This window comes from Nocardia sp. NBC_01377 (assembly GCF_045040005.1).
GTDB lineage: Bacteria > Actinomycetota > Actinomycetes > Mycobacteriales > Mycobacteriaceae > Nocardia > Nocardia noduli.
Window position 1 is genome coordinate 3327043 of the sequence record NZ_CP109566.1, and the last position, 21404, is coordinate 3348446.

The window sequence follows — 21404 nt, forward strand, 5'->3', positions numbered from 1 at the left end:
ACTCAGTCGAGGCAGAACTCGTTGCCCTCGGGATCGGTCATCACGATGAAACCGGCCTCCATCGGAGGCGCCGGTTCCTGGCGGCGCAGCCGTGTCGCCCCGAGGCCGACGAGCCGATCGCTTTCGGCCTCCAGCGCCGCCATCCTGTCCTGCCCCTCCAGCCCGGGAGCGGCACGGACGTCGAGGTGGACGCGGTTCTTGGCGACCTTGTCCTCGGGCACCTGCTGGAAGAACACTCGTGGACCGCGCCCCTGCGGATCCTCGATCGCCGATCTGGAGTTGCGCTGTTCGGGCGGCACTCCGATTCGGGCAAGGAACTCGTCCCAGGCGGCCAGCGGGTCGGCGTCGGCGGGCAGGTCGACTCCGGGCGGGCCGGGATGGATATAGCCGAGTACGTCGCGCCAGAAGGTGGACAGTGCCCGTGGATCGTGGGCGTCGAAAGTGACCTGGATGTCGCGGCTCATCGAATTGCTCCGTTCGTGGCGCGCGTGTGGGAGTAGAGATCGCGCAGCAAGCAGACTTCGGACAGGTGATGGATCAGTTCACGATGGATGTGTAGCACCAGATCGGCCATGGACGCTTCGGGATAGGGCTCCTTCGGGCCGACCTTCGTCCGCAGTCCGGCTTCCCCGAGCCCGCGCAGTCCGGCCAGCCACGTGTCGAGCTGGGATTCGAGTTGTGCCAGTGCTGTGGTCGCGTCCCCCGCGTACTCCCAGGTCTCGTAGGAGGCGGCGGGCGCGCCGAAATGGGAGGCGTTGCGGGCGGCGAGTATGCCGACGATGACGTGACCGAGTTGCCACGCGATCGTGGTGAACGCGGGCGGGACGGGTTCGGGGAAGGCGAAGTCGATCGTGAAGTCGCCGACGCCCGCCTGGATGGGCGCGGTCGACGTGCCGCGCGGTCGCACACTCCAGGCGTCGTGCACCGGCGACCAGAAGTACTCCTCGTCGGTGAGACCGTCGAGCCTGGCACGCACCTGGTGGTTCCAGTGGAACTCCCACTGCTCGCGCAGCGTCCGATTCCACTCGAGTTCGTCTGTGTCCATATCGCCACCATGACACCACTGGAGGACAGAATCGGTCCGCTATCTCTGGCAGTGTGTCGTTATGGATATCGCGGGCGGTGACGAGCGGGGCACCACCGAACGAGTGCTCACCCTGCTCGGTCTTTTGCAGCAGCGGCGGGTGTGGTCGGGCCCGGAACTCGCCGACCGACTCGGGGTCACCTCGCGCACGGTCCGGCGCGACGTCGAACGGCTACGCACGCTCGGCTATCAGGTGCGCGCGGGTCAAGGCGTGGGCGGCGGCTACCAGTTGGGTCCCGGCCAGGATCTGCCGCCACTGCTGTTCGACGACGAGGAAGCCATCGCCACCGCGGTCTCGTTGCTCGCGGGTGCGGGCGGCGCGGTCGCGGGCGCCGACGACGCCGCACTGCGGGCCCTGACCAAACTCGACCGGGTGCTGCCCACCCGACTGCGCCACGAGGTGCGCGCCCTGTCCGACGCGGTGGAATCCTTCGGCGGCGGCCGCACGCCGGTCGATCCGGAAACGCTCATGACATTGGCCAGAGCCTGCCGTGACGAAGTCGAAGCCGGTTTCGACTACCCATCCGGCGATGTGCGTCGACGACGCCGAGTCGAGCCCTACCGCCTGGTCGCCTCCGACCGACGCTGGTATCTACTCGCCTACGACCTCGATCGCGACGACTGGCGCAGCTTCCGCGTCGACCGCATCACCGAGGTGTCCGCGCGGACCTGGCGCTTCCACCCGCGCCCCGCACCCGACGCGGCCACCTACGTCCAGGAAGGCGTGGCCAGCCGCGTCTACCCGCACCGGGCACGCTTCCTGGTGCACGCCCCAGCCGAGACCGTCCGGGCGCAGATCCCGGCATCGGCCGCCGTCGTTCGACAACGTGACAACGGGTACTGCGAGGTACTCAGCGGCGGTGCCGAACTCGATTTCGTCCTCGCCCACGTACTCCTGCTCGGCCACACCTTCGAAGTACTCGATCCTCCCGAACTGGTGAAGCGCTGTCACGTACTCGCGCAACGACTTCTGGCGGCGGGCAAGACCATATCTCCGCCACCCGCCGAGGATTCATAACCCGCCGCAACGGCTATCGAGGTGCCTGGCACGCGCCCACCGATCAGCGAGTGCGCCTCGAAATAAATAGGTTTCGAAGCGCGGCACGCCGATGCTACCGTCGAATTCACGACATCGAGGAAGGAGCACACGATGACCGAATTCGCGAAACGCGAACCACACGAGTTCGAGACCGTCACGAAAATCGTGTGCGCGAAACCGTTCCCGCCCCGATGCTCGCGGCGATCCCCCGCCTGACGTCCAGTCGGGGCCTCGGTTCCGCTACCCGCAAACCTCGGCGACCCCGCCGTGGATTCGGCGCAGTCGCTCTGATGGCATGGGCAGCCTGACTTTCATTCAGGACTTTCGTCGGTTCGATTCCGATCTGCGTCACGACGCTCCTATAGCTCAATCGGTAGAGCAGCCGACTTTTAATCGGCGGGTCGTGGGTTCGATTCCTACTGGGAGCACCAGAATTACCCCTTCTTCGCCAGCACTCGGCAGAAGACCGCAACCAACGTCGACCGCAATTCTTTCGGGTGTGAGATTCTGCGTCGGGTAGCAGCGGTCGGCTCTCGGCGTCCACATTCACTCCGGCGGCAGCAGTTTCACCGCCACCTGCAAGTGCACCCAACAGTCGGCATACCCGCGCGAACAGATTGCCTGGCAGGTCCGACTGGCTCAGAACTACGTTCAGGCCGGGCGATTGCCGATGGTTGCGGGGTGCTCATCGAGAACTTCCAGGGCGTCAGCAAGGTGGCCTCGACTCGACTGCAAACGACACTGACCGAGATCGCCGAGAAGTTACGTCGGCACACGGCGGTCGCAGAAGTACGTGAGTTCTTCGGATTGTGGACTGCTCGGTGAGCCTACCTGTCGAGGCGTTCGGCGACCCTTACCTGCGACAGGTGGAAACTTGTACCTGTGGCAGGTCGTCGCCCGTATTCCGCTGACAGGATACGGCTGAAAATGGATTTCAGCCGTATGTGGCGGTGCTTCACGGACCGGACGACTTTCCGGCTGCATGGTCGGAGTCCCCGCTGTCATGCGAACGCGGGACGCCGACCACGCAACGAAATACCTGTCGCAGCCGAGGATCAATCGATCCACAAACGAGTGTCGTGCGCCTCGATCAGGGCATGGATTCGGGCTATGACCTCGCCGGATGATCGGGCGGCCAAGCGACGCCCGTCGCGCAACCGCACCGCCACTTCCCCACTGACGGCTTCGGTCTCGCCGACGATGAACTGATAGGGAACCAGCCGGTTCTCGCGCACCCGCGCCCCGAGACTTCCTGCCTCGCTGTGGTCCACGCGTGCGCGCAGACCCGCGCCCAGGCAGCGCTCGAGAAGTTCATCGGCGTCGAGTTCCTGTGCGCCGGAAACCGGCAGCACCACTACCTGGACCGGGGCCAGCCAGGCAGGGAAGGCCCCGCCGTGATGTTCGACGAGGTGCGCGACCGTGCGCTCGACGCTTCCGATGATGCTGCGGTGCACCATGATCGGCCGATGTTCGGCTCCGTCGGCACCGATGTAGTGCAGGTCGAACTGCTCCGGTTGATGAAAGTCGACCTGCACGGTGGACAGGGTCGATTCGCGGCCGACATGGTCGCGGACCTGGATGTCTATCTTCGGTCCGTAGAACGCGGCTTCGCCCTCGACGGCGTCGTACGGAGTGCCGGACCGGTCGAGCACCTGCCGCAGAATCTCGGTCGCCCGCTGCCACATGTCCGGCGCTGCCACGTATTTCTTGCCCGCCCCCGGCAGTGAAAGCCGGTACCGCGCACCGGTGATCCCCATGGCGCGGTAGGCGGAACCGATCAGTGCCAGCGCGGCGGTAGCTTCGTCGGCGACCTGGTCGAGGGTGCAGAAGATGTGCGCGTCGTTGAGTTGGATGCCTCGCACACGGGTCAAACCGCCCAGGACACCGGACAGTTCCGAGCGGTACATCGCGCCGAGTTCGGCCATCCGCAGGGGTAGTTCGCGGTAGCTATGGGAGCGGGACCGGTACATCACCGCGTGGTGCGGGCAGAGGCTGGGACGCAGCACCACCTGCTCACCACCGATGTCCATCGGCGGATACATATCGTCGTTGTAATGTGCCCAGTGGCCGGAGATTTCGTACAGTTCTCGTTTGCCGAGCACCGGTGAGTAGACGTGCTGGTAGCCCGCCGCTCGCTCCGCGGTCCGGATGTATTCCTCGAGACTGTGGCGCACGATCGCGCCGTCGGGTAGCCAGTAGGGCAATCCGGCCCCGATCAGTGGGTCGGTGTCGAACAGGCCGAGTTCCCGGCCCAGTTTTCGGTGGTCGTGCACGTGGGTCTCCTCGTAGTCGAGGGCAGATGACCGCACGCGAAAGCCCGGGCATCTGCCCGGGGCTTGATCAGGAAAGAGTCAGCGCGCCGGGACGTCGTCCGGCGTCGTGGTGAAGGAAGCGCGCTGCATGTCGGGCACGATACTCCGCAACACGATGAAAGCGATACTCGATTTATCGAGAACGTCTGGGTTCATCGAGATCGAGGCAGGTTTTCGCAGGCCACATCGTGTTACGCCACGATCGGTTCCGATCTCAGCGCAGGGTGGACAGCCAGCGTCGGGTGTCGGCGGGGTCGATGACGTCGTCCAATTCCAGAACGGTGGCGACGGTGAGCGCCTTGCCGTGGTCGTAGGCGGCGCGTACGAGATTGTCGAATGCCTCCTGGCGTTGGTCGGCGTCCGCTATCGTGGCGAGTTCCTTGGCGAAGCCCAGGCGGACCGCGCCCTCGAGGCCCATTCCACCGATTTCGCCGGTGGGCCAGGCGATCACGAAACGCGGTGCGCGGAACGAGCCCGCCGCCATGGCCTGCGCGCCGAGTCCGTAACCCTTGCGCAGGATGACCGTGCCCCACGGCACCGACAGGGCGGCGGCGTCGATGAACAGGCGGCTGAACTTGGTGACGGTCGCGTGGGTTTCGGCCTCCGGACCGACCATGAAACCCGGCGTGTCGCACAGGGAGACGATCGGCAGACCGTGGGCGTCGCACAGGCGCAGGAACATGCTGAGTTTGTCCGCCGCCGGTGCGTCGATGGCACCGCCGAGGTGGTGGCAGTTGTTGGCGACGAGTCCGAACGGCCTGCCCTCGACCCGCACCAGCGCGGTCACCACCCCGAGCCCCCAGTCCCGGCGCAATTCGAGAACCGAACCGATATCGGCGACCGAGGTGATCGCCTCGCGAATATCGAAGGCCCGCAGACGGTTCTCCGGAACCACGTGGCGTGCGAAGCGGGGATCGGGCGCTTCCCACGTGTCGCTCGCCCCCTGGAAATACGTGAGATAGCGGCGGGCGATATCGACGGCTTCGGCTTCGTCGGCGGCCACGATATGCACCACGCCGTTACGTCGCTGCACATCGATCGGGCCGATGTCCTCCGGCCGGTAGACGCCGAGCCCGCCGCCCTCGATCATCGCCGGGCCGCCCATGCCGATATTGGCGTCGGGGGTGGCGATGACGACATCGCACATACCGAGCAGCGCGGCGTTTCCGGCGAAACATCGCCCGGACACGATGCCGATCAGGGGCACCCGCCCGGACAGCGCGCCCATTGCCCGGAATGTCGTGACATCCAATCCGGAGATGCCCGCGTAGTCGGTATCGCCGGGCCTGCCGCCGCCGCCCTCGGTGAAGAACACGACCGGAAGTCGACGCTCGTGCGCCATTTCCAGCATGCGGTCGGTCTTGACGTGATTGCGCATGCCCTGGGTGCCCGCGAGGACCGAATAGTCGTAGGACAGCACCACCGCGCGTGTGGCGTCGGCGCCGAATCGGTCGGCGTTGATCGTGGCGAGGCCGGCGATCAGGCCGTCGGCGGGGGTGTTGGCGATCAGGTCGTCGTGGCTGCGTCGCGCCCGCTGCGCGGCGACGGCGAGTCCGCCGTATTCGACGAAACTGTCATCGTCGACGAGGTCGGCGATGTTCTCCCGTGCCGTGCGGCGCCCGAGACGATGCCGTTTGGCGACCGCTTCGGGCCTGGCCTCGTCGAGGGTGTAGCGGTGCCGTTCGTGTACTTCGGCGAGATCGGGCCGGATCGCGTCCAGGTCGGTTGCCACGGCGATGTCGTCGTCGCCGGTGTGGTCGGCACGCTCCCACACCAGCAGCGGTGTGTGCGGATCGACGGTGTCGCCGGGAGCGACGACGTGGCGCAGCACCCGCAGCGGTTCGTCGGCGCGCAGCACATGATGCATCTTCATCGCCTCCAGGACCGCGATCTCCGCACCAGCGGCCACCACCGTTCCCGGTTCGGCGAGCGCGACCACGGTCCCACCCATCGGCGAGCGCAGGGCCCGCTCGTCCTCGTCCAGCGTGGTCTGCACCGACGGGCGGGTGGGCTCGTCGGGATCGGAGATCTCGAACTCGTCGCCGAATTCGGCCGCCCTGGTCAGCAGGTCGTGCAACCGCGACTCGAACCACGAGGTGGTGACGGCCTCGTCGGAACGGCCGGCGAGCTCCGACAGTTCGGCGACGACGGCGCGTAACAGGGTGAGATTGGTGTCGACGCCCCCGATGACGGTTTCGGTCAGCGCGTCGGCGCAACGGCGCAGCGCGGCGGGATAGGTCGCCCCGCGGACGACGATCTTGGCCAGCAGCGAATCGAAATGTGTGCCCTGCCGCATCCCGGGATACACGGCGGTGTCGACCCGCACGCCCGCGCCGGTCGGGGTGGTGAAGCGGCCGATGGTGCCGCTACCGGGCAGCACTTCCCCACCGGCGGTGAGGATTTCGGCGTTCACCCTGGCCTGCACGGCGTAGCGTGTCGGGGCGATGTCGACCGGGGGCGAGGTCTCCGCGCCCAGGTCTTCGTAGGGGAAGCGCACCCCGAGTTCTGCCACGCCGCGCCCCTGCGCCAGACCGAGCTGGATGGCGACCAGATCGAGTCCGGTGACCTCCTCGGTGACGGTGTGTTCGACTTGAAGTCGCGGGTTGACCTCGAGGAACCATGCCTTGTCGCCGCTGACCAGGAATTCCACGGTGATCACGCCGCGACAGCGCACCGATTCCGCGATCTCGACCGCGTCGTGGTGCAACTGGGTCCGCAGCGCCTCGCCGAGGCCGGGTGCGGGCGCGATCTCGAGAAATTTCTGCTGACGGCGCTGCACACTGCAATCGCGGTCACCCACCGCCACCGCGTTCCTGCCGTCGGCGACGATCTGCACCTCGATATGACGGGCGGCGGGCACCAGCGCCTCGGCGTAGACAGTGTCGTCACCGAATCCGGCCAACGCCTCGGCGCGGCACCGCTCGTAGGCGGCTTGAAGCCGGGCCGGATCGCGGACGACGCGCATCCCGCGCCCGCCGCCACCGGCGGCCGCCTTGACCATGACGCCCTCCGGATAACGTTGCAGCAGCGCGGCGATCTCGGGGAGCCCGCCGCCCGCGGCCGTCGCGGGCAGCACCGGTGCGCCCGCCAGTTTGGCGGCAGCCCGCGCGGCGACCTTGTCGCCGAATATCCGCAGCACATCGGGGGTCGGTCCGACGAAGGTGAGGTCGGCGGCCGTGCACGCCGCCGCGAGATCTGCGCTCTCGCTGAGGAATCCGTATCCTGGGTGGACCAGGGCGCCCTGGCCCGCTTTACGCGCGGCCCTGACCACCGCCTGTACGTCGAGGTACGCGGCGGCGCCCCGGCCTGGCAGCAGCACGGTGTCATCGGCGAGCCGTAGGTGTGCGGCGTCGGATTCGTCCTCTGTGTAGACCGCGAGAGTCTCGTATCCGTACTCGCGGGCGGCTCGAAGTACCCGGACCGCGATCTCACCTCGGTTCACCACAGCGACGCGCATACCAGCAAGTCTCGTTGACATTGACGTCAACGTCAACCACCATGGGGGCGTGACCCACTCCACCTGGGCGGTCAGAGGGGCGCGCGAACGTTCGCATACCGATCGGCATCGCGCACTGCTCGACGCCGCCGCGCGCGTCTTCGCCGCACGCGGATACGCGAACACCACCGTCGCCGCCATCACCGCCGAGGCGGGCGTCGCCCGCGCGACGATGTACGTCTATTTCGCCTCGAAGGAAGAGATCTTCCACGCGCTGGCGATCCGGGTTCGCGACGGCTTCCTCGCCGCGCAGGAGCCCGATCTCGAATCCGACGATCCGCGAGTCATGTTGCGCGCCACCATCGACACCTTCGCCGCCGCCGTCGAGGCCGCCGGACCGCTGCTGCGCCTCATCGACGAGCGTGGCGCGGTGGACCCGACGCTCGCGCCGCTGGCCGAGGAGATCGCCGAACGCCCGATCCGGCGGTTCACCCGCTACCTGGAGCGCCAATTCGACGCGGGCACGCTGACCCCGGTCGTGCCGCCGCGGGTGATCGCCGAGACCATCGGCTACACCCTCACCCGGGGCACGCTGGATCGCGGGAACGCCTCTGCGGCGGCCCGGTCCGAATATCGCGAACAGATCGGCATCGTGGCCGAGTCGCTGCTCGGTCTGCGATCCTGATCTCGCAGTTCAGCCCCGTTTCCGCCATCACTCACCGCCCCGGGCAGAGGAGGCCCCGCCGCACCAGGCGCTCGTCGGAATTCCCGTCACGGCATTCCGATCATGCTGGTTCGAACCCGTGACAACCTCCGACGTCACACCAATCATGGATAATTGCGGTCCATCCGGAAGCGACCCGCGATGCCGCCGATGCGGTGCCGCGCGCCGCCGATCGCAACGACCCTGTCCTCCGGCTTCGCGAAGGGAGTGGCTTCGATGCTGTCGTTCCACTGGTTCCTGCCCACCTACGGCGATTCCCGCGGTTTGATCGCGGGCGGGCACGGCACCTTCATGTCCGGTGACCGGCCCGCGTCGCTGCGCTATCTGAACCAGATCGGCGCCGCCGCCGAGGACAACGGTTTCGAGGCGGTGCTGACCCCGACCGGCGCGTGGTGCGAGGACGCCTGGCTCACCACCGCCATGATGGTCGATTCCACCGAGGCGTTGAAATTCCTGGTGGCCTTCCGGCCGGGCCTGGTCAGCCCCACCCTGGCCGCGCAGATGTCGGCGACCTTCCAGCGGCATTCGCGCGGCAGACTGCTGCTGAACGTGGTCACCGGGGGCGAGCCGCACGAACAGCAGGCATACGGCGATTTCCTCGACAAGGGACAGCGTTATGCCCGCACCGGCGAATTCCTGCGGGTGGTGCGCGAACTCTGGCAATCCCATGAGCCGATCAGCTTCGAGGGTGAACACATCCGGGTCGTCGACGCGTTGCTGAGCAACCGGCCCGATCCGCTGCCGCCGGTCTTCTTCGGCGGTTCCTCCGCAGCCGCGCTTCCGGTCGCGGCGCGGTACGCCGACACCTACCTCACCTGGGGCGAGCCGCTGGCCGCCGTCGGCAGCAAACTGGAGGCCGTGCGCCATCAGGCCGACCTGGAAGGCCGGGTCCTGGACTACGGACTGCGCGTCCACGTCATCAGCCGCGACACCTCCGGCCAGGCGTGGGCCGAGGCGGACCGCCTGCTGGCCGGTATCGATCCCGCCGATATCGAACGTGTCCAAGCCGGTCTGGCACGCAGCGAATCCGAAGGTCAGCGCCGGATGCTCGACCTGCACGGCGGCAGGACCGACCGTCTCGAGATCGCCCCGAACCTGTGGGCGGGTGTCGGCCTGGTCCGTGGCGGCGCGGGCACCGCCCTCGTCGGCTCCCACGAGGAAGTAGCCGAACGGCTCATCGAATACTCCGAGGTCGGCATCAGCCATTTCATTCTGTCCGGTTACCCGCACCTCGAAGAGGCGTACTGGTTCGGGGAAGGCGTGCTGCCGATCCTCGAGCGCAAGGGATTGTGGCGCCACCCGAACGGGCGTGCCACCGTCACGGCATCGACACCGTTCGCCGCTTCCCCCACCAGTTGATCGACTCGTCGACCCCCCGCCGTATTCCGAACATGTTTCGTCACGCGTGATTCATTGCGCCGCCGTGCGGTTTTCGGCACGCTTTGCGGAAGGCGTCGGCACGCGCATCCTCAGCGGCCGGACGGAAAGGGACGACGAATCGATATGTCCGATGACGAGAAGCAGATCCGAATCCTGATCGAGCGATGGGCGGCGGCGGTGCACGCGGGCGATCTCGCGGGATCCCTCGCCGACCACGCCGAAGACATCGTGATGTTCGATGTGCCGCCTCCGCAGGAGGGTGTGCGGGGTATCGATGCCTATCGCGAGTCCTGGCCCGCCTTTTTCGATTGGCAGGCCCAGGGGGCGAATTTCGAAATCGTCTCACTCGATATCGAAGTCGGCGGCGATATCGCCTTCGCATACGCGTTGCTGTTGTGCGGCACCGCGGAGGATTTCGCGCGAGACCCGGCCAAACGGCTACGCCTGACACTGGGCCTGCGCCGACAACAGGGGCGCTGGGTGGTCTCCCACGAACACCACTCGTTCCCCCTCGAGATCGAGACGAGCTGACGAACTGCGTCGAGCGCGCATCGGCACCGACTGCAACTACTCGCGAAATACCAGGTCACATGACATTTTCGAGATGTTCCTCGGAGTCGGCACCCGATGCATCCGGGGTTCCACGTGAATCACCGCCGCCCACGAGCGGTGGCGGTGATTCACACTATCCGGCGTTCCCGCCCGTGGGATGACGCGGGTCTCCACGGCCCGGATTTCACCTCGTATAGCGATGTTTCACGCCGACGGGGAAATACTCCGGATCACCCGCGTCCCGCAATTCGACCAGAGGTAATCTGCGCTCGGCCGGAACATAATTCGCGTATTCGCTGTTACGCCGAACCAATTCCTCACACACGGAATTCGCGACCGCGGCCGCCCGTTCCGCGGTGTTCGTTTCTCCCGGCACGAGTTCGACGGTTACCTTCAGCAGGACATCCCGATCGGCGTCCTCCCACGCCTCCAGCACGAATTTGCCGGTCACCCACTCGCTGATCCCCGCCCGCTCCAGACCGATCGTGACCGTTTCCGGAAACACGTTGGCGCCGAACACCGAAACCGCGTGCAACGCGCGCCCGAACACGTACACGAAAGGAAGGTCGGGCATCTCGCCCGGGTCGAATCCACGCGCCAGGCAGAACTGCTCGAGTTGCTCGCGGGTGAGCACGCCGCCGTCGTCGGCGAGGTGGTAGCGGATCAGCGGCACGCCGGTGTCGGCGGTGAACACCAGTGTGCCGTCGACACTTTCGAAGTAGCGCTGTTCCGGGTCGTATTGCAGTAGGGTCGGCAGCCGGTCGCGGCCGAACAGTTCCAGCGCCGCGTCGGGACGGTCGGCCAGGAATCGTCTGATCCGCACGCTCGCGGGCGTCTCGTTGGCGAGGACTCCCGCGTCGGCGGTCCCGTAGAGCGCCGCGATGTCGCGTTCCGGATCGAGCCCGGCACGCACTCCCATCAGGTCGCGCCACTGCTCGCTGATCACCTCGCCCGCGAGCACCATTTTCACCGAATAGCGCGACCATTCGACACCGGCGCGCAGGCCCGAATCGATGACGTCCTTGAGGAACGGCGGATACCCGAAAAGCACCACTTGGTCGAAATATTCGCCGAGTTCGGGGACGACGCGCAAGATCTCGGCCTTGTTGTTGCCCGGCGCGATCGTGGTCAGCGGCAACCGCGCGCCCAGCACCTGCAAACAGTTCGCGGTGTACAGACCGCCGACCCACGTTCCCAGCGGGAAGCACACCACGGCCAGGGTGCGGCGCTCGGCGGCGTCGAACCCGTCGACGAGAACCTGGCGGAACCGGAGCGCCGCTGCGGCTTCGTCGGTCGTCGAGCGCGGCCAGAAGGTCGGCGTTCCTGTCGAACCCGACGACACCGCGATCACATCGCAGCCGGTCAACCTCCCTTCCCGGCACCGCAGCGGCAGCGCGAAACGCTGGTGGTAGTTCGCCTTCGTCATCAGGGGCAGGGCGGCGAAACCCGCCGCGTCGGTGATGGTCGCCGCGTCGATCCCGTGCTCGTCCAGGAAATCCCGGTAGGCGGGCACGGTGGCGGCGGTCTGCCGGAACAACGCCAGTAGACGGGTGTGTGGATCGGATGCCATGCGCGCGGGGCCTTTCCGAAGAAGTGTGCTCGGTGGACGTCGCCTGCGATTCTGACAGGCAACGTAGCCCGCGGGCGGACCGCGCAGGGGCCCGGTTCGGTCGGTCCCGCCGGCGCAGACCCTGCGCACACTTCTCTCAGCCGACCGCCACCGCGCAGAATCGCGACGGAGTGATGGTGACGAGCACCCGATCGGCCGTTTCCTCACAATGCCCGTCGTCGCCCGATCTCCTGGCGTACTTCTCCCGAATTCGCGAGGTCCACGATCCATCGACATCGTCGGTCAGCCGCGCTTCCCCCGTCACGCGGATCTCACGCGACACCTGCCTGCCCCCGCTGCGCGCTCCGACCTCCCGATGAACGACGAAGCCCACGCGCGGGTCGGATCGCATACGACGCAGATGCGGACGATCGGCGACATCGGTCAACCGGAAGCAGTCGCCGTCCCACACGAAGCGGACGGGTGTGACGTGGGGGTATCCGGACTCGTCGACGGTCGCCAGGTGCGCCGATACCTCATCGGCCAAGAGTTCCGCGATCTCCGCCGGGCGTAGTGGACGCATACAAACCCCCGTAGGATTCGAACATACATTCGAATCCTACCCCGCGTCCCGCGCCCGACTCGCCGCCTAGGACTCGGTCGACGTGCTGATCAGCGATTCGGCCCCGGAGTCCGGTACCCCCGCGTAGTCGGGCAACTCGATGCCGTTGATCGCGCGATCGATCAGGTCGAGGTCCCATTCGATGTCGGGCTGCGTTTTCGACTCGGCCTCCGGCGCGGGAACGGCGAGGCTGTGAGCGTGCAACCGGCCGATCTCCTGGTTGGCCTCGACGAACGGGCGCATCCGCGCCTCGAACGCGGCGAACCCCGCCTCCGGATCCCATCCGGCGGCTGCCAGCTCTCCGGCCAGCAGGTACGCGCCGACCAGGGCGAGTCCGGTGCCCTGCCCGGACATCGGCGACGAGCTGAACGCCGCGTCCCCCAGCAGTCCCACCCGTCCGCTCGACCAGCGGTCCATCACCACCTGGGCAACCTGGTCGAGGTAGAAGTCATGGGTGTCGTCCAGGTGCGCGAGGATGCGCGGGGTCGACCACCCCATCCCGGCCATCCGCTCGCGCAGCAGGCGCTTCTGGGCCGCGACGTCGCGGTAGTCGACATCGAAGTCCTCCGAGGCGAAGGAGAACATGGCCATCGCCCGGGCGGCGTCACCGATGGGCCGCAGCCCGGCCGAGCGACCGGACTCCTGGTAGTCGAGCAGCCAGCGGTCCAGCCCGAACTCGTTGGGCACACTGTAGAAAGCCAGCACGAGCCCGAGATGGCGGATGAACCGCTCGCGCGGTCCGAAGACCATCGCCCGCAGCGCCGAGTGCAGCCCGTCCGCGCCGATCACCAGGTCGAAGCGCCGCCGGTCACCACCGGCGAAGACCACGTCGACCCCGTCCGCGTTCTGGGTGAGCTCGGCGATCCGGTCACCGAAGATGTATTCGACACCGTCGCGGGTGTCGTCGTAGAGCACCTGGGACAGGTCTCCGCGCAGGATCTCGATGTCGGAGATGTACCCGTCGCCGCCGTCGTCCTCCGCGCGGAAGGTCTCGAGCACGTTCCCGTCCACGTCCATGGTGTGCGCGCCCGCGGTGTCGGTGCAGGCCGCGCGTACCGCTGCGTCCAGCCCCATCCGGCGGATGACCTCCTTGGTCACCCCGCGCGCGTCCACCGCCTGCCCGCCGGGACGCAGCTCGGCGGCCCGCTCCACCACGGTCACCGCGGCCCCGCGCCGGTGCAGCCAGTGTGCCAGCGCGGGTCCCGCGATGCTCGCGCCCGCCACCAACACGGTGGGAGCGTTAGCCGTCCGGATCGTTTGCTCGTGCGCGGGGTTGTCGACGCTCATCGTTGCCTCCATGTGTTTGCTCCCGCGCTGGAACGGTCCAGTCACGGGGTCACCGCTGTCGGTGTATTCAGCGGTATCGACGGCGTGTCCGCGCCGAATTCATCGGTGCGGTCGAGATCGGGCACACACACGGAATTCTGCGTGAGCACGCGTTCGGCCCGGCGCGGGAGGTGTGTCGTTCAGCGGAGTTCCTCGACCAGTCCGATCAGGGTGCCGTCGGGGCCGCGGAGGTAGCAGTAGCGGTAGATGTCTTCGTATTGGGCGACCGTGCCCACGAGTTCGGCGCCGTGGGTACGCAGGCGGCCGAGGACGTTTTCGACGTCGTCGACGACGAATGTCAGGCGAAGGACCCCCGGGGTGTTCACCGGCGCGTTCGGCGCGGTACCGGTGGTCACCGGCGAGTGGAAGGTCGAGAGCTCGACCCGGGTATGACCGTCCGGAGTCCGAACGACGACGATATCGGCTCGGACTCCCTCCAAGCCGAGGAGATCGTCGGCCCACGGTCCCCCGACGGTCGCTTCACCCTCCGGTTCCAGACCCAGTTCGAGGAAGAACGCGACAGCGGCCGCGAGATCCTCGACCACGATGCCGACATGATCCATCCGGCGGATCGTCATGGAAATTCTCCTTCGGTTCGTCGCGGCCGATTCCGGCCGGATTCGGTTCGGGCGCGCTGACGTTCGGTGTGTCGTCGAGCCCGTCGTGCTGTTCGTACCCCTGGGACGGAGCCGGTCGAGAGTTCTCGACATCCGCGGCACACGAAATTACGGATCTTTTTCCAACCCGGTCCCACACCGCGGGACTAACGTCCGGCGAGCTCGGCGACGACCGGGGCGAACCTCTCGGCGAAGTCGGCGCCGAAGACGAAGTAGGAGAAGCCGATCTCCTCGCGTCGCCGCTGGATCTCCTCGACGGCGGCCGCCGGGTCGTCCGGCAGCACGGTCAGTGCGTCCGCCGCGCGAAGCGCAGCGGGATCGGTGTCGGGCGGCGCCATGTGCGGCGCGACAGCGTCACCGATGACCGGCACGGCCAGCGCGAGCTCGACGTCCCCGACGGTCCGGAAGTCACGTGCCAGCCGCTCGACGTCGGCGCGGGGCTGATCCCCCAGCGCGAAGGTGACCGTGTCCGCGACTTCGGCCGCCAGCGCCCGCGCCTTCGGACCGAGCACGGCCATCGCCACCGGCGTGTGCAGGTCGGAGCCGTCCAGATCTCGCAACGCCTCGACGGTCTCGCGCACCTGTGTCAGCCGCTCGTTCGGTGGAACGACGGGCAGGCCCTTGGCCAGGAGCTCGTCCTGGATTCCCGGTCTGCCGGTGCCGATGCCCATCTCGAAGCGGCCATCGGTGAGAAGCGACAGCGAATGCGCTTCCCACGCCGTCATCCAGGCCGAGCGCAGCGGAGAGGCATACACCCAGGTGCCCACTCGCAGGTCGGTCATGGCCGCGACGGTGGCCAGCATGGGACCGGGCGCCGGTTGCGTCAGCGGGAAGTCGGGCACCAGCAGCGTCGAGTAGCCGCTGTCGGCGATGCGGCGCGCGCGATCTCGCCACGTCACCACGTCCGTCATGAGCGGGGCAACCACCCCGAATCGAAACGGTCTCGTCATGTCTCGTCTCCTGTCGTTCGGTCATCCAGAGCATCGACGGCGGACCCGTCCGAAAGTCATCGGTGCCGAAATCGCGCACATGCTCCTGCGAACGCTCCGGACTCGGCGGACGAGTGCGTTCGATCCAGACATCTCGTCATCCGGAGATGTGATCCGGCACGCGGATTTTCATCGGTGCCGAGTCGGCGGATCCGGGCCGACGTGGTCAGCTTCCACTTCCGCCGCCCGTGTACGCGCCGCCAAGGAAGCGACGTCGACGGCGGCGCGCGGCTACCTGCTCGGACCGAGGCTGTTCGGCTGCGGGCTGTTGCTCGGTCGGCTTTTCGGGGTCACGTGTGGTCTTGCGGAAGATTCCCATGTCGGGCTCCTGTTCGGTCGGGCGGATCGAGGCGATCGTCGGCGGACCCCGCGCCGAGGGGTGACGAAAGTGTTGTGGTCGGGGCCGTGGAGGTCGCGGCGGCGACGATTTCCTGTAGGGCGGCGATATGGCCGGTGAAGGCGTCTCGCCCGCGGTCGGTCAGGCGGGCGCGGACCTTGTGGCGGTTGCCGTCCAGGCGACGTTCGGTGGTGACGTAGTCGGCCCTCTCCAGGGTCGCGAGCTGCTTGGAGAGGGCCGAATCCGACAGTCCCAGGCGGTCTTTGAGGAAGGCGAACTCCGCCCAGTCGGCGGCCGCCAGGGTCGCGACCAGTGAGAGCCGGGTGCTGGGATGGATGAGTTCGTCGAAACGGGCCTGCGTCACGCGCGGAACCAACGCCGTAGGACGCGAAGGATTTCCGGACCGCCGAAACCGATGATCGCCGCGACGAGTACGCCCGCCCAGATTCCGGGGTTGCGGTCACCGTCCGCGTCCAGGGCCATCCCCACACCGATGGTGACGACGACGAGCGCGAGCAGCATGCCCACCACCACGATCGGGGTGCGACGTCCGGCCACGGCCGCGCTGACCCGCACCTGATCGGTGCGGCGACGCCCGTCGAGCAGCCGTGAGGCAGCGAAAGCGTGCCCGGCGCCGAAGATCGGCGTCGCGGCGATGATCAGCCACTGCGGCCCGATGTCCCCGATCAGGCCGAGCACGACCCAGCCCGCGGCCATCGCCCACCAGTATCCGCGCGGCAGCCCGACCTCCTCGGCCACTCGGCGGCGCGCGTGCTCGACAGAGTCCAGCGCGGCGCGTGCCTGATCCGGAGCGATGTTCTCCATGGGTGACCTCACTTTCCTACCTGGAAAGTAAGAGTCCACTTTCCGAGTAGGAAAGTCAAGGGCTGCGCGAATTGATACTCGTGTCGGAACGTGCAGACCGGTGAACCGGGCAGTCCCTGTTCGATCTCGAGACGGGGTCGCAGGGGAGCAGGCATCCGATGATGTCGCCGGACTCGCGCAGCGGGACGAGGGTGCGTTCGGACGCCCGAACGTAGCGGTACCACCGATGGCCGGTACCGCCGCGATCGGGCATTGCGCATCTGTCGGGTGCCGCCATCGAGGGAAGTCCGGGTCTCGACGGCGGCGTCCGGCAGAGGATTTCTATCGTGTGCAGGCGGCCCGACGGCCCTGCCTCACTTCAGGTGCCGCGCGAAGAACCGGTTCGCCTCCTCGCCCGCGAACTGCGGAACACCGGTGTGCCCGCCCATGTTGGCGTGCAGTGTCTTCTCCTTGGAGCCCAGAGCGTCGAACAGGTCCAGTGCCATTCGCCGGTCGTTTCCTTCGTCGTCCCATTGCAGCAGGACATGCAGCGGAATGGTGACCTGCCGGGCCTCCTCGAACATGATGCGCGGCACGAAACTCCCCGCGAACAGAACCGCGGCCGAAATACGCGGCTCGACCACCGCCAACCGGACGCCGATGGAGATCACCCCACCCGAATATCCGATCGGACCACCGATCTCCGGCAGCGACAGGAGGGCATCCAGAGCGGACCGCCATTCCGGGACGGCCTGGTCGACCAACGGGAGGACCAGCCGGTCGACGATCTCGTCGTCGACCGGCTCACCGGCGCCGATCGCCCGGCGCAGGTCCGCCCGGGCCTGCTCGGCGGCGGCAGAACGGGGTCGATCACCGCTTCCGGGCAGTTCGATGGTGGCGGCGGCGAAACCCTCCGCCGCGGCTTGCCGGGCCCGGGCCACCAGCCGGGGGTGCATCATCCGGAGTCCGCCGGGATGGCCCATCAGAATCAGCGGCCACGGTGCGGAGACGGATCCGGGCGTCCACAGGACACCGGGGATCTCGCCGAGAGTGAATTCGCGCTCGAAGACGCCGTCGTCGAGGCGCTGTTCAGAAGTGAATTGCATAGTCGTGCCTTTCGGGAGTGCACTGGAAGAGGCGCTCCCGGACGACCTATCGCCCGACCGTGACCCCGGAGAGGAGCACCCACGTCGATACTGCGTTCACGGGTACCACCTCCTCGTTCTCTCGCACGGTCTCCGGGAGGTTAGCAGTGGCGGGCCGTGGTCCGCCACGGGTTATCCGGGCCCTCGATCGCGCCGCCTGGTGTATCGGACGCGCTCACCGTCGTGGTACCGACTACCGTCGATCCGCATGACGCACACCGAGATCGAGATGACCGCGGAGTTGGTGCGGGACCTGCTGCGTGACCAGCATCCCGACCTGGCCGATCATCCTGTGCGGCTCGGCGCGCGCGGCTGGGACAACCAGCTGTGGCGCCTCGGCGACGACCTGGCCGTTCGATTGCCCTGGGCAACGGAATCGGCGGATGAGTTGCTGCACAAGGAGTACAGCTGGCTGCCTGCCCTCGCTCCGGGGCTTCCGCTGCCGGTTCCGGTTCCGCAGCGCTTCGGTGAACCCTCCGAGCGGTTTCCGCGACCGTGGATCGTCACCACCTGGGTGCCGGGCGAGCCTGCCGACCGCGCTCCCGTCACGCGCGCTACGGACGCGGCGACCACCTTGGCCGCCTTCTTGACAGCCCTTCACCGACCCGCGCCCGAACACGCGCCCACCGGCCGCAACCGTGGCGCACCGCTGGTCGACTGTGCCGGAATGTTCGCCGACCAGCTCGCCTCGGCCACCGAACTGGGGCTGATCCCCGATCCGGACGCCGTCCGCGCGGTCTGGGGCGACGCGGTCACCGCGCCCGCCTGGACCGGCCCGGCGATATGGCTGCACGGCGACCTGCATCCGGCCAATGTCCTCACCGCGAACGGCACGATCTGCGGCGTGATCGACTTCGGCGATCTCTTCGCGGGCGACCCCGCGTTCGATCTCGCCGCCGCGTGGATTCTGCTGCCCGACGGTGCCACCGACCGCTTCCATGACGCCTACCGGCCGACACCGGACGCCGCGACCCTGCGCCGCGCTCGCGGATACGCGGTGCTGCGGTCCTTCGCCGGCATTCTCATCGGAGACGCCGGAGTCCACGGCCGAGCGGGTGGTAAGCCGACCTGGGGCCCACCCGCCCACGCCGCACTGCGACGACTGATCGCGACCCACCACTGACCATCGCTACCCGAATGTCGTTGCCCGCGTTGCAGGAGTGCCGTCAAGGATCGCCTCACCGGCTGCAAGTCGCGGTGACTGCCGAGGATTGGGCGCAAGGATCGCGTCATCTACCGCAATCATCTTGTACTGGTGTCGAACTCGTCAGGCGCTCGGTTCCGGGAGGCCACCGGCCGGGTTCCTCCCGGTTGCCCTGATGTTATCCACACGGATATGTTATTCGCATGGATAACGAAATCCTCTTCCATGTCGAGCGGCGGGGCGATAGGTGCGCCGGGGCGGGTAAGTGGGTGCGGTGGTGATGACTGCCCATCAGGCGGCGACCGCGGCCCGCAGGCACCAGATCGCCGGTGCCGCCGTCGCCCTGCTGGGAGAACTCGGCTACCAGGCCACCACCTTCGAGGCCATCTGCAACAGGGCCGGGCTCAGCAGCAAGCGGCTGATCACCTACCACTTCTCCAGCAAGGACGAATTGTTCGCGGCCGTCGCCGATCAGATCGTCGACAACGCCGAAACCCACATGCGGGCCGCCCTGGAGGCCGCGACCGGGGCGCGTGAACTGCTCGCCACCGTCATCCGGGCGAACGTGGCGTTCATCGCCGATCACCTGCCGCAGGTGCTGGCACTCCAGCAGATCCTTCTCAACGGCGGTCACGGTGCCTGGGAGCGTCACCACGTCGAATCGCTGAATCGCCTGGCCCAACTGTTCACGGAGGGCCAACGCACCGGAGCCTTCCGCCCGTTCGATACGCAGGTCATGGCAGCGGTGCTGCGGGCCTCCATCGACAGTGTGGTCCCACTCCTTTCCGCTGGAATCGATCCCGTTCTCTGCGGAAACGAACTGGTCGAACTCTTCGACCGCGCGACGAGTGCACGCCCCTATAGGGGCCCGCAAGGGGAAGGAACCGAATGACGTATACAGAGGTTGCCGGGCGTGCGTATGTCGTGACCGGCTCCGCATCGGGCATCGGTGCCGTGACCGCGACGATGCTGCGCGAGCGCGGCGCCGAGGTCATCGGCTGCGACCTCGGCGATGCCGATATCGAGGCAGACCTGTCCACGCCCGAGGGCAGGCAAGCGCTGATCGACCAGGTGGCCGAGCGTGGGTCCATCGACGCGGTACTCGCCGTCGCCGGGGGTGGCAAGACCGGCCTCCTCGAGACGACCGAGCCGGGAAGACCGTTGACCAGCACCAGGAGTTTATCCACCGAGTCATCATGACCGTGGAACACTGCGGCAACTATCGCCGCGGTCGGTATTCGGCGTGGATGTCGCCGCCGAACACTTTCCGGTAGAAGGCGTTCGTTCTCGCGGCGGCGGGCGCGTGCTCGAGCAGGATCGCGGCCACGACCGGCGATACGTCGTCCGGTATGTCACCGGAGGCGCATCGAAGCACGTACTCGTTGCGGTCGACCGGGCCGCCGTTGGTCGGCATCGGTATTCGGCACACATCGGTCACCAGCCAGTTGACCAACCGCATGGCGGCGTAGTCGGCGTCATGGGTGACGTGGCGTTCGGCGAAGGCGCGTTCAGCGGGCGACAGGTCGAAATGCGGGGAAGTAGCCAGCCCGAAATCGCTGAGATAGATCCGCTGCCCGTCGCTGCGCATATTGCCGAAGTGGCCGTCCATGTGCAGCAGTCCCCGGTCATCGAGGAACGTGACGATTTCCGACAACTGCCGCTCAACCGCAGGGGCGGTGCCGACCGGGTCCTCGCGCAGCAGGTCCAGGATCGGGTGCGGGATGTATTCGCAGAACAGCACGAGGCTGCACGACGCGACGGCCTGCGCTTCGAGGCGGGCACGCACGGCGGGGCTGCCACCGAAGGCGGCGACCACCGTGTCGATGTCGGCGTGTTCGTCGGCGATCGGCGACCGGCCGGGAAGCACCCGCCAGTGGTGGAGCATCGGGAACGCCCGCGTCGCACCGGCGAGCACACCGTCGGTCACGATGACGTTGGCGGCCAGCTCACGCCATGCGTTGAAGCTCGGACCACCGACGCCGTACTGGCAGAACACGGGCAGGTCGAACTGGTTCGCGGTGCCGCCCGGACGCGCGAGTTCTCGATCGGTCAGCGGGATGCGCTTGGTGAACACCGGTGTGCCGTCGACGTCGAGGACTGTCGAGCCGCCGCCCACCCCCACGTTTTCGGACGCACCCGTGGCAACGAGTTCCGCGAGCTGAATGTCGCTGCGGGCAGTCAGGGAAGCCGCGAGTCTCCGGTGGCGGGCACTCCTCGCAGCTGTCACCGCGCGATTCTGCCACCGACGACGACGCGCGGCGATATCCGATTCGCTGTGATCGCCGACGCGCAGCGCTCGAAAACCGGCACGCCTGCGCGTTGTTGTCTGGTCACCGAACCGTCA

Annotated in this window: 20 protein-coding genes, 2 tRNA genes and 1 pseudogene; 10 read left to right on the plus strand and 13 right to left on the minus strand. The window is 67.4% G+C overall.

Annotation, left to right across the window (positions count from 1 at the left end; genetic code table 11):
- Positions 1-2: 2 nt before the first annotated feature.
- Positions 3-464 (minus strand): VOC family protein, encoded by a 462-nt coding sequence (locus OG225_RS15350; protein WP_405182267.1) that lies wholly within the window; start codon positions 462-464, stop codon positions 3-5.
- Positions 461-1045, minus strand: a complete 585-nt coding sequence (locus OG225_RS15355) for a DinB family protein (RefSeq protein WP_405182268.1) — start codon at positions 1043-1045, stop codon at positions 461-463. Before OG225_RS15355 ends, OG225_RS15350 begins: the two co-directional genes overlap by 4 nt.
- A 61-nt stretch (positions 1046-1106) precedes the next feature.
- On the opposite strand from OG225_RS15355, the gene OG225_RS15360 reads away from it, so the two are divergent.
- The 4 genes from OG225_RS15360 to OG225_RS15375 all read left to right on the plus strand — a co-directional run bounded on the left by OG225_RS15360 (position 1107) and on the right by OG225_RS15375 (position 2948).
- Positions 1107-2102 (plus strand): helix-turn-helix transcriptional regulator, encoded by a 996-nt coding sequence (locus OG225_RS15360; protein ID WP_405182269.1) that lies wholly within the window; start codon positions 1107-1109, stop codon positions 2100-2102.
- A gap of 296 nt (positions 2103-2398) precedes the next feature.
- A tRNA-Glu gene (locus tag OG225_RS15365) sits at positions 2399-2474 on the plus strand.
- Positions 2475-2478: 4 nt separating this feature from the next.
- Positions 2479-2554: transfer RNA gene (locus OG225_RS15370), tRNA-Lys, on the plus strand.
- A gap of 250 nt (positions 2555-2804) precedes the next feature.
- Positions 2805-2948 (plus strand): hypothetical protein, encoded by a 144-nt coding sequence (locus tag OG225_RS15375; RefSeq protein WP_405182270.1) that lies wholly within the window; start codon positions 2805-2807, stop codon positions 2946-2948.
- Positions 2949-3178: 230 nt separating this feature from the next.
- Here the strand turns inward: OG225_RS15375 and thrS are convergent, their stop codons facing one another.
- Together thrS and OG225_RS15385 are read right to left on the minus strand one after the other, a co-directional pair.
- A complete protein-coding gene (thrS, locus tag OG225_RS15380; RefSeq protein ID WP_405182271.1) occupies positions 3179-4432 on the minus strand; it encodes a threonine--tRNA ligase in 1254 nt (417 codons plus the stop codon).
- Between the two features lie 217 nt (positions 4433-4649).
- Positions 4650-7892, minus strand: a complete 3243-nt coding sequence (locus tag OG225_RS15385) for a carboxyl transferase domain-containing protein (protein WP_405182272.1) — start codon at positions 7890-7892, stop codon at positions 4650-4652.
- Positions 7893-7941: 49 nt separating this feature from the next.
- Between OG225_RS15385 and OG225_RS15390 the strand changes: the two genes are divergently transcribed.
- The 3 genes from OG225_RS15390 (at position 7942) to OG225_RS15400 (ending at position 10506) form a co-directional block, all read left to right on the plus strand.
- Positions 7942-8556, plus strand: a complete 615-nt coding sequence (locus OG225_RS15390) for a TetR/AcrR family transcriptional regulator (RefSeq protein WP_405182273.1) — start codon at positions 7942-7944, stop codon at positions 8554-8556.
- A 255-nt stretch (positions 8557-8811) separates the two neighbouring features.
- Positions 8812-9954 (plus strand): LLM class flavin-dependent oxidoreductase, encoded by a 1143-nt coding sequence (locus tag OG225_RS15395; RefSeq protein ID WP_405182274.1) that lies wholly within the window; start codon positions 8812-8814, stop codon positions 9952-9954.
- Between the two features lie 144 nt (positions 9955-10098).
- Complete coding sequence (locus tag OG225_RS15400) at positions 10099-10506, plus strand: YybH family protein (RefSeq protein WP_405182275.1); 408 nt, start codon at positions 10099-10101, stop codon at positions 10504-10506.
- Positions 10507-10711: 205 nt separating this feature from the next.
- On the opposite strand, the gene OG225_RS15405 is transcribed toward OG225_RS15400, so the two are convergent.
- The 8 genes and pseudogenes from OG225_RS15405 to OG225_RS15440 form a co-directional block, all read right to left on the minus strand.
- Positions 10712-12097, minus strand: coding sequence for a phenylacetate--CoA ligase family protein (locus OG225_RS15405; protein WP_405182276.1), 1386 nt, complete (start codon positions 12095-12097; stop codon positions 10712-10714).
- A gap of 136 nt (positions 12098-12233) precedes the next feature.
- Complete coding sequence (locus tag OG225_RS15410; protein ID WP_405182277.1) at positions 12234-12659, minus strand: pyridoxamine 5'-phosphate oxidase family protein; 426 nt, start codon at positions 12657-12659, stop codon at positions 12234-12236.
- A gap of 66 nt (positions 12660-12725) precedes the next feature.
- Positions 12726-13985 carry an FAD-dependent monooxygenase gene (locus tag OG225_RS15415; protein WP_405182278.1) on the minus strand — a complete coding sequence of 420 codons (1260 nt, stop codon included), beginning with the start codon at positions 13983-13985 and terminating at the stop codon, positions 12726-12728.
- A gap of 179 nt (positions 13986-14164) precedes the next feature.
- A complete protein-coding gene (locus OG225_RS15420; protein WP_405182279.1) occupies positions 14165-14602 on the minus strand; it encodes a VOC family protein in 438 nt (145 codons plus the stop codon).
- A gap of 185 nt (positions 14603-14787) precedes the next feature.
- Positions 14788-15591: an LLM class flavin-dependent oxidoreductase gene (locus OG225_RS15425; RefSeq protein ID WP_405182280.1), complete on the minus strand. Its 804-nt coding sequence runs from the start codon at positions 15589-15591 to the stop codon at positions 14788-14790.
- A 458-nt stretch (positions 15592-16049) separates the two neighbouring features.
- Positions 16050-16331: pseudogene (locus tag OG225_RS15430) on the minus strand (transcriptional regulator); the annotation flags it as partial.
- Positions 16328-16792, minus strand: coding sequence for a hypothetical protein (locus OG225_RS15435; protein WP_405182281.1), 465 nt, complete (start codon positions 16790-16792; stop codon positions 16328-16330). The pseudogene OG225_RS15430 and the gene OG225_RS15435, both read right to left, overlap by 4 nt.
- A gap of 353 nt (positions 16793-17145) precedes the next feature.
- Positions 17146-17877, minus strand: coding sequence for an alpha/beta hydrolase (locus tag OG225_RS15440; protein WP_405182282.1), 732 nt, complete (start codon positions 17875-17877; stop codon positions 17146-17148).
- A 247-nt stretch (positions 17878-18124) separates the two neighbouring features.
- On the opposite strand from OG225_RS15440, the gene OG225_RS15445 reads away from it, so the two are divergent.
- The 3 genes from OG225_RS15445 to OG225_RS15455 all read left to right on the plus strand — a co-directional run bounded on the left by OG225_RS15445 (position 18125) and on the right by OG225_RS15455 (position 20260).
- Positions 18125-19039 carry an aminoglycoside phosphotransferase family protein gene (locus OG225_RS15445; protein WP_405182283.1) on the plus strand — a complete coding sequence of 305 codons (915 nt, stop codon included), beginning with the start codon at positions 18125-18127 and terminating at the stop codon, positions 19037-19039.
- Between the two features lie 301 nt (positions 19040-19340).
- A complete protein-coding gene (locus OG225_RS15450) occupies positions 19341-19952 on the plus strand; it encodes a TetR/AcrR family transcriptional regulator (protein WP_405182284.1) in 612 nt (203 codons plus the stop codon).
- Entirely contained in the window at positions 19949-20260 is a 312-nt protein-coding gene (locus OG225_RS15455) for a hypothetical protein (protein WP_405182285.1), read from the plus strand. Before OG225_RS15450 ends, OG225_RS15455 begins: the two co-directional genes overlap by 4 nt.
- Positions 20261-20279: 19 nt before the next feature.
- Here OG225_RS15455 and OG225_RS15460 read toward each other — a convergent pair whose 3' ends face one another.
- On the minus strand, positions 20280-21287 hold the full coding sequence (locus OG225_RS15460) for a serine/threonine protein phosphatase (RefSeq protein WP_405182286.1): 1008 nt from the start codon (positions 21285-21287) through the stop codon (positions 20280-20282).
- Positions 21288-21404 lie beyond the last annotated feature (117 nt).

Excerpts from the sequence above, each read along its gene's own strand:
- OG225_RS15350 (WP_405182267.1), bottom strand. The coding sequence starts at position 464 with ATGAGCCGCGACATCCAGGTCACTTTCGACGCCCACGATCCACGGGCA.
- OG225_RS15355 (WP_405182268.1), bottom strand. The coding sequence starts at position 1,045 with ATGGACACAGACGAACTCGAGTGGAATCGGACGCTGCGCGAGCAGTGG.
- OG225_RS15360 (WP_405182269.1), top strand. The coding sequence starts at position 1,107 with ATGGATATCGCGGGCGGTGACGAGCGGGGCACCACCGAACGAGTGCTC.
- OG225_RS15385 (WP_405182272.1), bottom strand. The coding sequence starts at position 7,892 with ATGCGCGTCGCTGTGGTGAACCGAGGTGAGATCGCGGTCCGGGTACTT.
- OG225_RS15395 (WP_405182274.1), top strand. The coding sequence starts at position 8,812 with ATGCTGTCGTTCCACTGGTTCCTGCCCACCTACGGCGATTCCCGCGGT.
- OG225_RS15400 (WP_405182275.1), top strand. The coding sequence starts at position 10,099 with ATGTCCGATGACGAGAAGCAGATCCGAATCCTGATCGAGCGATGGGCG.
- OG225_RS15405 (WP_405182276.1), bottom strand. The coding sequence starts at position 12,097 with ATGGCATCCGATCCACACACCCGTCTACTGGCGTTGTTCCGGCAGACC.
- OG225_RS15410 (WP_405182277.1), bottom strand. The coding sequence starts at position 12,659 with ATGCGTCCACTACGCCCGGCGGAGATCGCGGAACTCTTGGCCGATGAG.
- OG225_RS15415 (WP_405182278.1), bottom strand. The coding sequence starts at position 13,985 with ATGAGCGTCGACAACCCCGCGCACGAGCAAACGATCCGGACGGCTAAC.
- OG225_RS15420 (WP_405182279.1), bottom strand. The coding sequence starts at position 14,602 with ATGACGATCCGCCGGATGGATCATGTCGGCATCGTGGTCGAGGATCTC.
- OG225_RS15425 (WP_405182280.1), bottom strand. The coding sequence starts at position 15,591 with ATGACGAGACCGTTTCGATTCGGGGTGGTTGCCCCGCTCATGACGGAC.
- OG225_RS15435 (WP_405182281.1), bottom strand. The coding sequence starts at position 16,792 with ATGGAGAACATCGCTCCGGATCAGGCACGCGCCGCGCTGGACTCTGTC.
- OG225_RS15440 (WP_405182282.1), bottom strand. The coding sequence starts at position 17,877 with ATGCAATTCACTTCTGAACAGCGCCTCGACGACGGCGTCTTCGAGCGC.
- OG225_RS15445 (WP_405182283.1), top strand. The coding sequence starts at position 18,125 with ATGACGCACACCGAGATCGAGATGACCGCGGAGTTGGTGCGGGACCTG.
- OG225_RS15450 (WP_405182284.1), top strand. The coding sequence starts at position 19,341 with ATGACTGCCCATCAGGCGGCGACCGCGGCCCGCAGGCACCAGATCGCC.
- OG225_RS15455 (WP_405182285.1), top strand. The coding sequence starts at position 19,949 with ATGACGTATACAGAGGTTGCCGGGCGTGCGTATGTCGTGACCGGCTCC.